Origin of the sequence: Massilia niastensis DSM 21313 (genome assembly GCF_000382345.1) — a bacterium.
Taxonomy (GTDB): Bacteria; Pseudomonadota; Gammaproteobacteria; order Burkholderiales; family Burkholderiaceae_D; genus Telluria; species Telluria niastensis.
Genome location: NZ_KB908172.1, coordinates 1 through 13,708 on the forward strand (window position 1 = coordinate 1; position 13,708 = coordinate 13,708).

Genomic DNA, 13,708 nt, shown 5'->3' on the forward strand with positions numbered 1-13,708 from the left:
AACTCACGGATGATTCGCATGCCTGACTCGTGCACTCGATGACAGTGATGGCCGCAGCCATTGCACACCATGGGGGCGGCAGGATCCCTGCGCAGATCGATCCACACTGCGCCCGGCCGGCGCTCCAATTTCGATGCAAAGAACCCTTCCCAGAACGGGAGGGCAAGATTATGATTCGTCATGAAAGCGGTGAGGATGAGCATTCTTTGTTGGTCGCACAACAAGTCTAGCTCGTCTTCACCGCTTTCCCTTTTCTGGCGTTACTTCCCGCTAATCCGTGAAGAACCTTTTTTTTGCCGTGCGCCGCTCAGCGCGCCGCGCTCACCTTCACCACGGCCATCTTGCTCATGCCCACCGATACCTGGGCGGCATAGGCGTCCGCCGCCCTGGCGGTCGCCGCGGTCGCGTAGCTGCTCACGCCGCCGAGGATGGCGGCTGCCAGGAAAATCGCTTCCATGTGTTTGAGGACGTTCATGATGTGCTCCTTCGGTGAGTGGCGGGACGCCGTAGCGTCTGTCGATGAATCCACTTTAGCCAAGCACATGCCCGGCCTCCAGCGGCGTGCGACGGGCTGCGAAAAGTGGCGCCTGAAGGGGCGTAAAACGGCGATATGCCGCGCTTGTGCGGCGCAGCACATCCATGGATTCGAGGGAGCTCCAGCCCCTGGGACAGGGCTGTGCGGACCCGGCAGGCACGCCGGCGGAAGCGGGTCCGCTCCGGGCGCCGTGCCGGGATTTACAGCAGGTTGGCCAGCGCCACGTACTGTTCGAGGCTGACGGTTTCCGGACGGACGCCCGGGTCGATGCCGGCTTCCGCCAGCTGCTGTTCGGTGAACATGCCGGCGACGCAGTTGCGGATCACCTTCCGGCGCTGCGAGAACGCCTTGGCCACCACCGCTTCCAGCTTGGCGCCGTCGCAGGGGAGCTGGCGCCGGGTCGGCACCATGCGCACGATGGCCGAGTCCACCTGCGGCGGCGGATCGAAGGCGGTCGGCGGGACGATGAACATCAGCGCCATGTCGTAGCGCCACTGCAGCATCACGGACAGGCGGCCATAGGCCTTGGTGCCCGGCTCGGCGACCATGCGCTCCACCACTTCCTTCTGCAGCATGAAATGCTGGTCCTCGACCAGGTGGGCGAACTCCGCCAGGTGGAACAGCAGCGGGCTGGAGATGTTGTACGGCAGGTTGCCGACCACGCGCAGCTTCTGCCCTTCCGGCACCGGGATCGCGCCGAAGTCGAACTTCAGGGCGTCGCCCGAGTGCACCGTGAGGCGCTCGCGCGGATAGGCCTTTTCCAGGCGCGCCACCAGGTCGCGGTCGAGTTCGACGACGTGCATGTGGTCGAGCTGCTTGAGCAGCAGCGCCGTCATCGCGGCCAGGCCCGGGCCGATCTCGACCATCGCCTGGCCGTGGCGCGGCCCGATGGCATCGATGATATTGTTCAGGACATGGTCGTCGGTCAGGAAGTTCTGGCCGAAGCGCTTGCGTGCTACGTGTTTCATGAATGCTTTCTTGTTAATTCGCTCACGCCGCGCGGCGTGCGGCCACCATCTGCACGGCGGCGCGGATCGCCTCTTCCATGCTGCCGCAATCGGCCTGGCCCAGTCCCTGGGCCGCGAGGTCGAGCGCGGTGCCGTGGTCGACCGAGGTGCGGATCACCGGCAGGCCGAGGGTGACGTTGATGCCGCGCCCGAAGGTCGCGTGCTTGAGCACCGGCAGGCCCTGGTCGTGGTACATCGCCAGCACGCAGTCGGCGTCCTGCAGGTACTTGGGCTGGAACAGGGTGTCGGCCGGATACGGGCCGCGCGCATCGATGCCGCGCGCACGCGCCGCTTCCAGCGCCGGCGTGATGACGTCGATCTCTTCGCGCCCCAGGTAGCCGCCCTCGCCCGCGTGCGGGTTCAGGCCGGTGACCAGGATGCGCGGCGCGGCAATGCCGAATTTCGATTTCAGGTCGGCGTCGATGATGCCGATCGTCCGCTCCAGGCCTTCGCGCGTGAGCGCGCCCGGCACATCCTTGAGCGGCAGGTGGGTGGTCGCCAGCGCCACCCGCAAATACGGCTGGCCATTGCCGGGCGCGCCGGCCAGCATCATCACCACCTGCGGGGTGCCGGTCTTCTCGGCCAGGTATTCGGTATGGCCGGAGAACGGGATCCCGGCATCGTTGATGGTGCTTTTCTGGAGCGGCGCGGTGACGATCGCGTCGAACCAGCCGGCCCGGGTGCCTTCGAGGGCCAGGTCGAGCGTGGCCAGCACGGCGCGGCCGTTCTCGGCATCCAGCTGGCCGGGCACCACGTGGGCCGCCAGCGGCACGTCGACCACCGCCAGCCGCTCCTTGCCGAAGTGCGGCAGGCCGCCGTTGCGCAGGGCCTGGATCGACAGCGCCGCCAGGCGGATCGCGGGATCGATCAGGCTGGCCGTCAGCGCCAGGAAGGCGGCGTCGCCGACCAGCACGCAGTCGGCCTGCTCGCGCAGCGCCCACGCCGCGCGGATCGCGATCTCGGGGCCGATGCCGGCCGGCTCGCCGACCGTGACTGCCAGCACCGGCCGCTTGGACGACGGGCCCATGGGCTTACTGCTCCTCGCGGAATTCGACGTAGGCGCGGTCGCGCACCTGGCGCAGCCAGTCTTCCATCGCTTCCTGCATCTTGCGGTCGCGGACGACCTGGCGCGCGACGTTGCGTTCCTTCTGCTGGGTCACGTCCTCGCTCTTGCGCTCCACGACCTGGATCAGGTGGAAGCCGAACGGCGACTGCACCACGTCCGAGACTTCATTCGGCTTCAGGTTGTTCATCGCGTTCTCGAACTCGGGCACGGTATCGCCCGGGTACAGCCAGCCCAGGTCGCCGCCCTTGCTGGCCGAGCCGTCCTGCGAGTGCAGGCGCGCCAGTTCCTCGAAGGTGCCGGCGTTGTTGGCCATCTTTTCCTTCAGCTCCAGCAGCTTGCGCTTGACTTCACCCTCGGTCATGGTCGGGGTGACCTTGATCAGGATGTGGCGCGCGCGGGTCTGCTGCACGATCGCCTTGTCGTTGGCCTCGGCCAGCGAGCGTTTGTTCGACAGCTTCAGCAGGTGGAAGCCGACGTTGGTCTTGATGATCGCGGTGACCTGGCCCGGCTGCAGCTTGCGCAGCTCGTTCGCGAACAGCGGCGGCAGGCGGTCCGGGTCGCGCCAGCCGATCTCGCCGCCCTTCAGCGCATCCGGCGCGTCGGAGTAGGTCGATGCCATCTTGGCAAAGTCGGCGCCGGTGCGCAGCTGGCGCGCCACTTCCTCGGCGCGCGCGCGGCGCGCCGCGATCTGTTCGGGCGAGGCGTTCTCGGGCACGCGCACCAGGATCTGCGAGATCTCCATCTCGACCTTCTCGGCGGCGGCGACCTTGGCGGCGGCCAGGTAGGTATCGATCTCGGCTTCCGAGACCTGGATCTTGCTGTCGACCTCGTGCTCGCGCAGGCGCTGCATCATGATCTCGTTGCGGATGTCCTCGCGGAACTGCGCGAACGGCAGGCCTTCCTTTTCCATCTGGTTGCGCATGTCCTGCACCGACATCTTCTGGCCTTCGGCGATGCGACCGATGGTGGCGTCGAGGGTGCGGTCGTCGACGCGCACGCCCATTTCCTTGGCCAGCTGCAGCTGGGCGCGTTCGACGATCATCGCCTCGACCACCTGGCGCTCCAGCGTGGACTGGTCGGGCAGCTGGACGTTACGCGCCTTCATGTTCTGCGCGGTCTGGGCGACGCGGCCGGCGACCTCGTTTTTCGTGATCACTTCGTCATTCACGACGACGTGGATCGAATCGACCACCTTGGCGCTGCTCGACGCCGGCGGCAGGAAGCCGCTGCCCGGCTTGGCGGCGGCGGCAGGAGCAGCCGCGGGAGCGGCCGCCTGTGCCAGCACCTGGCCGGCGGTGAGCGCGCACAGCAGCGCTGCCGCGAGCGACACGGCTCGCGTATTCTTGTGCAAACGGGTAGTACGCTTCATCTGGAAAGCACTCATTCAGGATGGTTCATTCACGGGCGGCCGACATTGGTGTTCAGCCGCGTATAGCCCGGGATGCTCTTGTTGAACGTCTCGAGCGGGTTGCCCAAGCCAAGGCGCGACAGGCCATTGAGCTCGAGCTGGAAGAAGATAGGCGTCGACGTGGTCTGGGACGCGGTCACGAAACGCTGGGCTCCCATCCGGAACACCCAGCAGTCAGCCTTGTATTCGAGACCGATCAGGCTCTCGATCAGCTTGCTGCCCTGGGGCTGGTTCACGGCCTGGCCGACCCCGTAGGAGCGCAGTGCATAGCTGATCCTGCCGACACCATACCAGCGCTGCGACAGCGGCCACTGCGCCGACAGGTCGATATTGCGGAAACTGTCACGTTGATAACGGTATTCCGCATTCACCACCTTCATCCGACCCGGTTGCCACTGTACCCCCGCATTCGAGCTGTACAAACTGCTTCCGGTCGCGTCGTATTGTACGCCGCTATCGAAGCTCCAGGTCTCGGAAATGCGTCCCGATGCCGCCAGCAGCACGTCGGAGCGGCTCTGGTTCACCGGTTCGTTCGGCAGGCGCACGCGCGGTTTGTCGAAATAGATGCGCTGGCCGAAGGCCAGGCGCAGGCGCTCGGCGCCGTCCGGCTGGATGTAGCGCGACACGAGGGCGGCGGTCAGCTGGTTGGCGTCGGAGACGCGGTCCAGGCCGACGTAGCGGTTCTCGCTGAACAGCTGGGCGTAGTTGAAGCCCGCGCGGCCGGTGTCGAACACCGGGATGTCGTCCTGGTTGCGGTACGGCGTGTACACGTAGAACAGGCGCGGCTCCAGGGTCTGGGTCGTGGCGCCGCCGAACAGCGTGGTCTCGCGCTCGAACACCATGCCGCTGTCGAGCGAGAAGCTGGGCAGGGTGACCGACGGCTTGGTCTGGCTGTTGGCGCCGCGCCGATCCGGATCGAGGTCGTACTTGCGGCTGTTGAGGATCAGCTTCGGCGTGATGAAGTAGCCCGGGCGCACCCACGGATAGCTGACCTGGGCCACCAGCGCGGCACGGTTGCCGCGTTCGAGGTCCGGGTGCCAGAAACGGGTCGCCTCGGCGTCCACCGCCCAGTCGAAGCCGGCCACGTCGTAGCGGCCCGCGTGGAAGTTAATCTGCGGCAGGCGGTCGTAGGGACGCGGCACCGTCAGGCTCGGGTTTTCCGCCGCGGCCGGGTCCTGCAGCACCTGGTAGTTCTGGGCGCGCGCCGTCAGGCTCCAGAACTGGCCGTAGTAGTCGGTGCGCAGCTCGCGCAGCAGCTGGCGCTCGGCGCTGGCCGAGACCGTGCGCGAGAAGTCGGACGGGTATTCGTCGTCGGACGCGCCATGCAGGTTCCAGCCGTACGACCAGTTCGGCCTGATCGCCTGGCTGTGCAGCGAGTCGGCGCGCCAGCGCGTGGTCTTGGTCTCGCGGTCGTCCGGCAGCACCTCGATGTGGGTCTCGCCGCTATACAGGCCGCCGCTGGTCTGGCCCAGGTAGCGGCCGGTCGCGCCCATCTGCAGGCCGCGGTCGAACATCAGGCGCGGATACAGGGTCAGGTCGCGGTTCGGCGCGATGTTGACGTAGTACGGCACCATCACCTCGGCCTTGCCCTTCGAGCCGAAGCCGATCGAGGGCGGCAGCCAGCCGGAACGGCGCTGGCCGGACAGCGAGAACGACAGCGCCGGCGTGCCGATGATCGGGACGTCCTTGAAGTAGATGATGGTCTTGCCGGCCGTGCCGACGTCGCGCCCGTTATCCAGGCGCAGCGTGCTCGATTTCAGGTACCAGTCGGGATCCGGGCCTTCGCAGGTGCTGTAGGTGCCGTCGCGGACCACGGCCACCTCCTCGCCGAGGAAGTCGATGCGCGAGGCCTGGCCCTGGCCGTTGGAGGCCTGCAGCTTGTATTCGGGACGCAGGACATAGCCCTTGCCGGTCTCGAGGTTCAGCTGCAGTTCGTCGCCCTTGTAGCGGTCGCCGAAACGCCACATCGTGACGTTGCCGGCGGCGGTGACCTCGTCCTCGACCCGCATGTAGCAGGCGGTATCGGCGGTCAGGCCGGTCTGTCCGCGCGTGATCTCGACGTTTCGCTCGAGGTTCAGGACCCGGTCGGGACGGCCGCTGATCTCCTCCGCGCGGATGGTGATGGGGAGTTCCTGCTCATCGGTCTGTGGCGCGGGGGGCACAGTCTGCGCCAATGCGGGCGCCGCGGCTACGGAAACCAGTGCGTAGAGCGCGAGCGTATGCCGCGGGGGGAAAGGTCGGGCCGTGTACCAGCTCATGGAAAATCAGGGGGCACCATAAAGGGCGGTATTTTTGGATTGAATCCCTTATTATATGGGAATTAGTGCGACACGTTCGCCAACGACGCCGGTTTTCGGCATTGATGTGAAGCAGGTGAAGGTAGTGTAACTCGTTGATTATTAACGAAAACTACTTGACCCTAGAGATGCAAATATATCTGCAGAGGGTCCGATACGATTGGACAGGAAAAAGGGGCGCACGCCTCAGAAACCTGTTCTGTTAGCTATGGAACCCGACGAAGTACTGCTGATCTGTTGTCAAAACACAACGGAGAATGTCCATGACTACGCGTGAATTTCTTTCACACATGAAGCAGGTTGCGAAGGACGACACCCGCCTATTCTTTGAACCGTACGTAGCGGTCTTCAAATGGGTAAAGCGCAAACCCGGCCCCTCCACCTGAAATCCTCATACATTCGACGCCACGAGGACCGCAATGGTCCAATTCGTGTTCTGGAAGCGGCTCCCGCCGCATCATCTCAAAATCAAGGGCGATAGCTCCTCGATATCTTGTCGCGCCAAGATCTTCCTAAGGTCATGGACTGCGACCGGGCGCACGACCGCTCGTCACCTACTCGAACATGCGTCACTGGCAACGGTGGGGTGTGAAGCTTCGATGACAATGTACCCCCGAGAATTCGGTGGCCTCTGCACGCGAGTGCAGGGTCAGATACTGCCAGCAGCGAAGGTGGTAAAGGGGCTAGGTGAGTGCTGCATGGGTAACGTAATGTGAATCATCGCTTGAACCCTCGTAAATATAGATAGGCGAAAGCTGCTTGCTACATCGCGCCTAAACCAAAACGGTAAGTGGTTGGTTATCTCTGTTGATTCTAGGGATACGTCGTCACAAACACCACCGGGGGAGAGATGGACCCTAAACAGCCAGTCGCGACACAACCTGTCGCGGCGATATCGTGGGGAACGTGGTAAGCCCGATCCTTCGCCGTCTGTTCGCAAGAGCGGTGCGGCAGGAAAATCGCAAGAGGATCTGAAGGAGGAGCGGGTATGGGAGGATGGAGAAAGCGAAGGCCGGGCTGTAATCGCCCGGATACGGATTCAAGATTTGTCCGGACCTGAAAGGGTGCAGACTTCCATCTGGTGCAATAGTCGTCAAACGCCTGCAAACACTCAACGTAAACAATCACCCTGAAGGGACCTGCGCCCCTACGGTCGCTGTGTCCTCAAGGGTCTTACAAGACGAGGAACAGCATGAAAGTAATCGAGAGTCATCCCGGTTCTGCGTCCTCGCACGCCCCTCGGGACTGGTCTGCCATTGATTGGCGGCTGGTACAGAGGAATGTGAGGGCGATGCAGCGCCGGCTGACGAAGGCGACACAGGAAGGCAACTGGCGCAGGGTGAAAGCCTTGCAACGGTGGCTAACCCACTCGTTCAGTGCGAAAGCGCTGGCCGTAAAACGGGTGACTGAGAATCAAGGCAAACGTACCGCAGGGGTGGACCAGCAATTATGGGACTCCCCCTCGCAGAAACTCGCTGCAATTGCGCAGTTGAAGAGACATGGCTACAGGCCCCTGCCACTTCGGAGGGTCTATATTCCCAAGACCAATGGAAAGATGCGCCCGTTGGGCATCCCTACCATGCGCGACCGGGCCATGCAGGCATTACACCTGCTGGCACTCGATCCGGTCTTGGAAACGCGGAGCGACCCGAACTCATACGGGTTCAGGAAATATCGTTCCACGGCCGACGCAATGTCACAACTCTTCCTCAATCTAAGCAAGAAGGACTCGGCAACATGGGTGCTCGACGCGGATATTGAGGGCTTCTTCGACAACATCAACCACGACTGGATGGCCAACAACGTCCTGATGGACAAGGCGATCCTCAAGAAGTGGCTGAAGTCCGGGGTAGTCGACCGGGGGCAATTAGTCAGCACCGAGGCCGGGACACCGCAGGGTGGCATCATCAGCCCGGCACTGGCCAACTGGACGTTGAATGGACTCGAAAAGGAATTGAAAGAGCATCTCATCGCTCGCTTCAGAACCCGCGGAGCCAAAGAACGAAAAGTGAACGTCGTGCGTTACGCAGATGACTTCGTGGTTACTGGCCAATCGAAAGAAACGCTGGAACATGAAGTAAAACCTTGGATCGAAGAATTCCTCGCAGTCAGGGGATTACGACTATCCGAGACGAAGACCCGAATCCTGCAAATCGAAGAGGGATTCGACTTCCTGGGTTGGAACTTCCGAAAGTACACAGGGAAGCTACTGATCAAGCCAAGTAAGAAGAACACGAAAGCGTTCTATGAAAAGCTCAGGAAGGTCATCGTCGACAACTTGGCGGCGACGCAGGAAAGCTTGATTCACCTGCTGAACCCGATGCTGCGGGGCTGGGCGCAATATCACAGCCCTGTAGTAGCCAAGGCGGCATTCACGAAAATGGAGTCGCGCCTGCACTGGCGGCTCTTCCGGTGGGCCATGCGAAGACACCCCAACAAGAACCGTGACTGGATACGCAGGCGGTATTGGCGTCCAGTCGGCGACAAGGCAAACGTGTTCATTGCGGACGTGACAACGAAGGACGGCAAGAAGGGCGTAAGAGAACTGTATTCGCTGCCGGATACGGCCATCGAACGGCACAAGAAAATCAAGGGGGAATTCCATCCCTACGACCCGCAATGGGAAGCCGAGGGTGAAAAACTCAGACAGGATCGCATGTTGAAGAACCTGCGCTACCGTCGCGAGGTGGCAACCCTGTACGTGGACCAACACGGCTTGTGCGCTCTCTGCGGATGCGAGATGGACATGGACACCGGATGGCACGACCACCACATAGAATACCGTGTGGCTGGGGGCTCCGATGCGCTAGGAAATCGCGTATTATTGCATCCAACTTGCCATGCCCGCGTGCATAGCCAAAATATCAAAGTTGTTAAGCCGGTTCCGGTATAGGAACTTTTATTAAGCTCGAGCCGTGTGCGGTGAAAGTCGCACGCACGGTTCCTAGGGGGGAGGAATTCCAGTAATGGGTCCCTCCTACCCTACCCTCAACCAACTGGATTCACCAGGCCGCTTCATGTCTTCTTTGTATCAAAATTCCCCCACCTCCGACGACCGCGATGCTCGCCTGGCGCAGTTGACCGAATGGCTGGCATCGACCGGCCTGGTGGAAGTCGGGACCGGCCGCCCCGCATCCTCGGATGCCAGTTTCCGCCGTTACTTCCGCTACGACGTCGTCCCGGCCATGCAGGACAGGCTGGGCGCGACCCTGGTCGCGATGGACGCCCCGCCCGAGCGCGAAAACGTGCCGGCCTTCATCCACGTGCAGGGCCTGCTGCAGGACGCCGGCGTGACCGCGCCCGCGATCGTCGCGCGCAATGTCGACAGCGGCTTCCTGCTGCTGTCCGACCTCGGCACGACCACCTACCTGCAGCGCCTGGACGCCGACAACGCCGCCTTCATGTACTCGGACGCGGTCGACGCCCTGCTCAAGTTCCAGCTGGCGAGCCAGCCGGGCGTGCTGCCCGAGTTCGACCGCGCCTTCGTGCTGCGCGAGATGAACCTGTTCCCGGAGTGGTACCTCGGGCGCCACCTGAACGTCACGCTGGACGAGAAGCAGCAGGCCCAGCTCGACAAGGTATTCGAGGCGATCACCGCCAACGTGCTGTCGCAGCAGCAGGTCTACATGCACCGCGATTTCCATTCTCGCAACCTGATGTTCCTCGACCAGGGCAATCCGGGCGTGCTCGATTTCCAGGACGCCGTCTACGGCCCGGTCACCTACGACCTGGCCTCGCTGCTGCGCGACGCCTACATCCAGTGGGACGAAGAGATCGTGCTGGACTGGGTGGTGCGCTATTGGCAAAGCGCCAAGCAGGTCGGCCTGCCGGTCAATCCGGACATCGACGCCTTCTACCGCGACTTCGAATTCATGGCGCTGCAGCGCCACCTGAAGATCCTCGGCATCTTCTGCCGCCTGAACTACCGCGACGGCAAGCCGATCTACATGGGCGACCTGCCCACCGTCCTGGATTACGTGCGCAAGACGGCCAACCGCTACACCGAACTCAAGCCGCTGCTGCGCCTGCTCGACTCGCTCGAGGACAAGGCGCCCCAGGTCGGCTATACCTTCTGACGGAGCCTGCATGAAAGCGATGATTTTCGCCGCCGGCCGCGGCGAACGCATGCGGCCGCTCACCGACAGCTGCCCCAAGCCCCTGCTCAAGGTGCGCGGGCGGCCGCTGATCACCTACCACGTGCTGAACCTGGTGCGCGCCGGGATCACCGAGATCGTGATCAACCACTCCTACCTCGGCCACATGATCGAGGAAGAACTGGGCGACGGCAGCCGCTACGGCGCGCGCATCCAGTACTCGCACGAGCCGGCGCCGCTGGAGACCGCGGGCGGCATCGCCAACGCGCTGCACCTGCTGGGCGACGAACCCTTCCTGGCGGTGTCGGGCGACATCTACGCGCCCTACTTCGACTTCAGCCAGGTGACGGACGTGCTGAAGGACACCGACGTGCTGGGCAACGCCTATCCGCATGACCAGCGCGACATCGCCTGGCTGTGGCTGACGCCGAACCCGTGGCACAACCCGGAAGGCGACTTCGCGCTCGACATGTACACCCTGAGGAACGACGGCCCGGCCAAGTACAACTTCGGCAACATCGGCGTCTACCGGCCCGAGATGTTCGACGGGATCAAGCCGGGCGAGGTCGTCAGGATCGGCCCCCTGATGCGCAAGTACATCGACCTGGGTCGCATCGGCGGCGAGCTGTATGAGGGTCCATGGGTCAATGTCGGCACCGTGGGCCAGCTGGAAGAACTCAACGCGCCGCTGGCGGCCAAGACCGGATCATGACGCCCTACGCCGAGCGGCGTGCGCGCCTGGCGGCGCGCATGCAGCCGGGCGCGGTCGCGGTGCTGGCGACCGCGCCGGAAGTGCTGCGCAACGGCGACAGCGACTATCCCTACCGGCATGACAGCTACTTCTACTACCTGACCGGTTTCACGGAGCCGGACAGCGTGCTGGCGCTGGTCGCCGCGCAGGGCGAACAGCCCGCGCGCGCGATCCTGTTCTGCCGCGAGAAGCACCTGGAACGCGAAATCTGGGAAGGTTTCCGCTACGGCCCCGAGGCCGCGAAGGCCGAATTCGGCGTCGACGAAGCTTTCCCGATCGGCGAACTGGACGCCCATATGGCGCGCCTGCTGGCCAACGCACCCTCCCTGTACTACCCGCTGGCGCATGGCGCGGCGCTCGACGCCCAGGTCGGCGGCTGGCTCAAGGCCGTGCGCGCGCAGGGCCGCAGCGGCGTCACCGCTCCTGCCACGACCCATCACCTGCTCGACATCCTCGACGAGATGCGCCTGCTGAAGGACGCGCACGAAGCCGGCGTGATGGGACGCGCCGCCGCCATCTCCGCCCAGGCCCATGTACGTGCCATGCGCGCCAGCCGGCCCGGGATGTTCGAGTACGAGATCGAGGCCGAGCTGCTGCACGAGTTCCGCCGCAACGGCGCCCAGTTCCCGGCCTATACCCCGATCGTCGCCTCGGGCGCGAACGCCTGCGTGCTGCACTACAACGCCAACAATCGCCGGGTACTGGACGGCGAGCTGGTGCTGATCGACGCCGGCTGCGAACTGGATGGCTATGCCTCCGACATCACCCGCACCTATCCGGTGAACGGCCGCTTCAGCGCGCCGCAGCAGGCGCTGTACGAGCTGGTGCTGCAGGCGCAGGCGGCCGCCTTCCGAGCCATCATGCCAGGGCGCCCCTACAGCGCCATGCACGACGCGGCGGTGCAGGTGCTGGCGCAGGGCATGCTCGACCTGGGACTGCTGGACAAGGCGAAGTACGGCTCCGTCGAGAACGCGATCGCCGAACGCGCGCACCTGCAGTTCTACATGCACGGCACCGGCCACTGGCTGGGGATGGACGTGCACGACGTCGGCGCGTATCGCGACACCACCCTGGCCGACAAGCCTTCGCGGCCGCTGGCGCCGGGAATGGCGCTCACGGTGGAACCGGGCATCTACGTGCGCCCGGCGCCGGGCGTGCCGGAACAATTCTGGAACATCGGCATCCGGATCGAGGACGACGTGATCGTCCGCGAGGACGGCTGCCTGATCCTGTCCGCGGCCGCGCCCAAGGCGGTCGACGAGATCGCAGCGCTGATGCGGGAGGCTTGATGGCGGACCGGATCCTCGACTACGACGTGGCGATCTGCGGCGCCGGTCCGGTGGGCCTGGCGCTGGCGGCCTTCCTGGTGCGCCGCGGCGTGCCGGGTCCGCGCATCGTGCTCATCGACGGCAAGTCGCTGGGCCAGGCGATCACCGACCCGCGCTCGATCGCGCTGTCCTGGGGCAGCGTGCAGCTGCTCGAGGACGTGCGCGCCTGGCCGCTGCCGGCCACGCCGATCCACGACATCCATGTCTCGCGGAGCGGCCAGCTCGGACGCAGCCTGATGGACCGCCAGGAACACGGCCTGCCGGCGCTCGGCTATGTCACGCGCTACGGCGACGTGGTCGACGCGCTGGCGCGTGCGTGCGAGCGCGATGGCGTGGCCGTGCTGCGCCCGGCGCGCATGACCGGTTTCGACGAACGCGGCGACGGCGTGACCCTGTTCCTGGACGATGGCCGCGAGGTCAACACCCAGGTCGCGGTGCAGGCCGAGGGCGGCGTATTCGGCCAGCAGGACGACAAGGCGCGCCGCCGCGACTACGAGCAGACCGCGCTGATTGCGCGCGTGACGGCGAGCCTGCCGCTGCCGCACCGCGCCTTCGAGCGTTTCACCGACGAAGGCCCGCTCGCCCTGCTGCCGCAGGATGGCGGCGACGGCCACCAGTACGCGCTGGTATGGTGCATGAGTCCCGAGCGCGCCGGCGCGGTGCTTGGCCTGGACGATGCGCGCTTCCTGGAGCAGCTGGGCGACGCCTTCGGCACCCGCCTCGGCCGCTTCACCTCAAGCACGCCGCGCGTCTCCTTCCCGCTTGGCCTGAATGCCGAAGCACGCGCCACGACCCGGACGGTAGCGATCGGCAACGCCGCCCAGACCCTGCATCCGGTGGCCGGCCAGGGCCTGAACCTCGGCCTGCGCGACGCCGCCGTGCTGGCGCGCCAGCTGGGCCGTGCCGCCAGGCCGAGCGCCATCGCCGCCTTCATGACCGAGCGCGAGCGCGACCGCCGCCTGACGATCGGCCTGACCGACACGATGGCGCGCGCCTTCATCGGCGGCGGCCCGCTGCAACCCCTGCTCGGCCTGAGCCTCGCCGCCCTCGACATCGTCAAACCCGCCCGCCTGCTCCTCGCCGACCTGATGATGTTCGGCCGCCGCTAGCAGTGGGCAGGCCTTGACAGGCTAAAAGTAGGGTCAGAGTCTAATGCCGTTAAGTTAAGCCGCCTTTGATCATTTGGCTGTTGTAAACGTGTAGCGGCTCTGTTAACCTTCGG

10 protein-coding genes and 1 pseudogene are annotated in these 13,708 nt (G+C 64.6%); 5 read left to right on the top strand and 6 right to left on the bottom strand.

Annotation, left to right across the window (positions count from 1 at the left end):
• The 6 genes and pseudogenes from H162_RS35085 to H162_RS0128630 all read right to left on the bottom strand — a co-directional run.
• A pseudogene (locus H162_RS35085) lies at positions 1–203 on the bottom strand (hypothetical protein); the annotation flags it as partial.
• Between the two features lie 104 nt (positions 204–307).
• Positions 308–475, bottom strand: coding sequence for a hypothetical protein (locus tag H162_RS34905; protein ID WP_020656907.1), 168 nt, complete (start codon positions 473–475; stop codon positions 308–310).
• Positions 476–735: 260 nt separating this feature from the next.
• Positions 736–1,503 (bottom strand): 16S rRNA (adenine(1518)-N(6)/adenine(1519)-N(6))-dimethyltransferase RsmA, encoded by a 768-nt coding sequence (gene rsmA, locus H162_RS0128615; RefSeq protein ID WP_020656908.1) that lies wholly within the window; start codon positions 1,501–1,503, stop codon positions 736–738.
• Positions 1,504–1,525: 22 nt separating this feature from the next.
• Positions 1,526–2,569, bottom strand: a complete 1,044-nt coding sequence (gene pdxA / locus H162_RS0128620) for a 4-hydroxythreonine-4-phosphate dehydrogenase PdxA (RefSeq protein ID WP_020656909.1) — start codon at positions 2,567–2,569, stop codon at positions 1,526–1,528.
• 4 nt (positions 2,570–2,573) lie between these two features.
• On the bottom strand, positions 2,574–3,977 hold the full coding sequence (locus H162_RS0128625) for a peptidylprolyl isomerase (RefSeq protein ID WP_051110028.1): 1,404 nt from the start codon (positions 3,975–3,977) through the stop codon (positions 2,574–2,576).
• A gap of 29 nt (positions 3,978–4,006) precedes the next feature.
• A complete protein-coding gene (locus H162_RS0128630; RefSeq protein ID WP_026355228.1) occupies positions 4,007–6,274 on the bottom strand; it encodes an LPS-assembly protein LptD in 2,268 nt (755 codons plus the stop codon).
• A gap of 1,231 nt (positions 6,275–7,505) precedes the next feature.
• Here H162_RS0128630 and ltrA point away from each other — a divergent pair.
• From ltrA to H162_RS0128655, 5 genes are all read left to right on the top strand, one after another.
• Positions 7,506–9,206, top strand: a complete 1,701-nt coding sequence (gene ltrA / locus H162_RS0128635; protein WP_026355229.1) for a group II intron reverse transcriptase/maturase — start codon at positions 7,506–7,508, stop codon at positions 9,204–9,206.
• 124 nt (positions 9,207–9,330) lie between these two features.
• Positions 9,331–10,389, top strand: coding sequence for an aminoglycoside phosphotransferase family protein (locus tag H162_RS0128640; RefSeq protein WP_040788483.1), 1,059 nt, complete (start codon positions 9,331–9,333; stop codon positions 10,387–10,389).
• A 10-nt stretch (positions 10,390–10,399) separates the two neighbouring features.
• Positions 10,400–11,119, top strand: coding sequence for an N-acetylmuramate alpha-1-phosphate uridylyltransferase MurU (gene murU / locus H162_RS0128645; protein ID WP_026355231.1), 720 nt, complete (start codon positions 10,400–10,402; stop codon positions 11,117–11,119).
• Positions 11,116–12,447 (top strand): Xaa-Pro aminopeptidase, encoded by a 1,332-nt coding sequence (gene pepP / locus H162_RS0128650; RefSeq protein ID WP_020656915.1) that lies wholly within the window; start codon positions 11,116–11,118, stop codon positions 12,445–12,447. The genes murU and pepP overlap by 4 nt, the downstream gene beginning before the upstream one ends.
• Complete coding sequence (locus H162_RS0128655) at positions 12,447–13,595, top strand: UbiH/UbiF/VisC/COQ6 family ubiquinone biosynthesis hydroxylase (RefSeq protein WP_020656916.1); 1,149 nt, start codon at positions 12,447–12,449, stop codon at positions 13,593–13,595. Before pepP ends, H162_RS0128655 begins: the two co-directional genes overlap by 1 nt.
• Positions 13,596–13,708 lie beyond the last annotated feature (113 nt).

What these genes read in the sequence shown, in the direction of transcription:
- H162_RS0128640 (WP_040788483.1), top strand. Translation starts at nt 9,331, where the DNA reads ATGTCTTCTTTGTATCAAAATTCCCCCACCTCCGACGACCGCGATGCT.
- rsmA (WP_020656908.1), bottom strand. Translation starts at nt 1,503, where the DNA reads ATGAAACACGTAGCACGCAAGCGCTTCGGCCAGAACTTCCTGACCGAC.
- H162_RS34905 (WP_020656907.1), bottom strand. Translation starts at nt 475, where the DNA reads ATGAACGTCCTCAAACACATGGAAGCGATTTTCCTGGCAGCCGCCATC.
- H162_RS0128655 (WP_020656916.1), top strand. Translation starts at nt 12,447, where the DNA reads ATGGCGGACCGGATCCTCGACTACGACGTGGCGATCTGCGGCGCCGGT.
- pdxA (WP_020656909.1), bottom strand. Translation starts at nt 2,569, where the DNA reads ATGGGCCCGTCGTCCAAGCGGCCGGTGCTGGCAGTCACGGTCGGCGAG.
- murU (WP_026355231.1), top strand. Translation starts at nt 10,400, where the DNA reads ATGAAAGCGATGATTTTCGCCGCCGGCCGCGGCGAACGCATGCGGCCG.
- ltrA (WP_026355229.1), top strand. Translation starts at nt 7,506, where the DNA reads ATGAAAGTAATCGAGAGTCATCCCGGTTCTGCGTCCTCGCACGCCCCT.
- pepP (WP_020656915.1), top strand. Translation starts at nt 11,116, where the DNA reads ATGACGCCCTACGCCGAGCGGCGTGCGCGCCTGGCGGCGCGCATGCAG.
- H162_RS0128625 (WP_051110028.1), bottom strand. Translation starts at nt 3,977, where the DNA reads ATGAAGCGTACTACCCGTTTGCACAAGAATACGCGAGCCGTGTCGCTC.
- H162_RS0128630 (WP_026355228.1), bottom strand. Translation starts at nt 6,274, where the DNA reads ATGAGCTGGTACACGGCCCGACCTTTCCCCCCGCGGCATACGCTCGCG.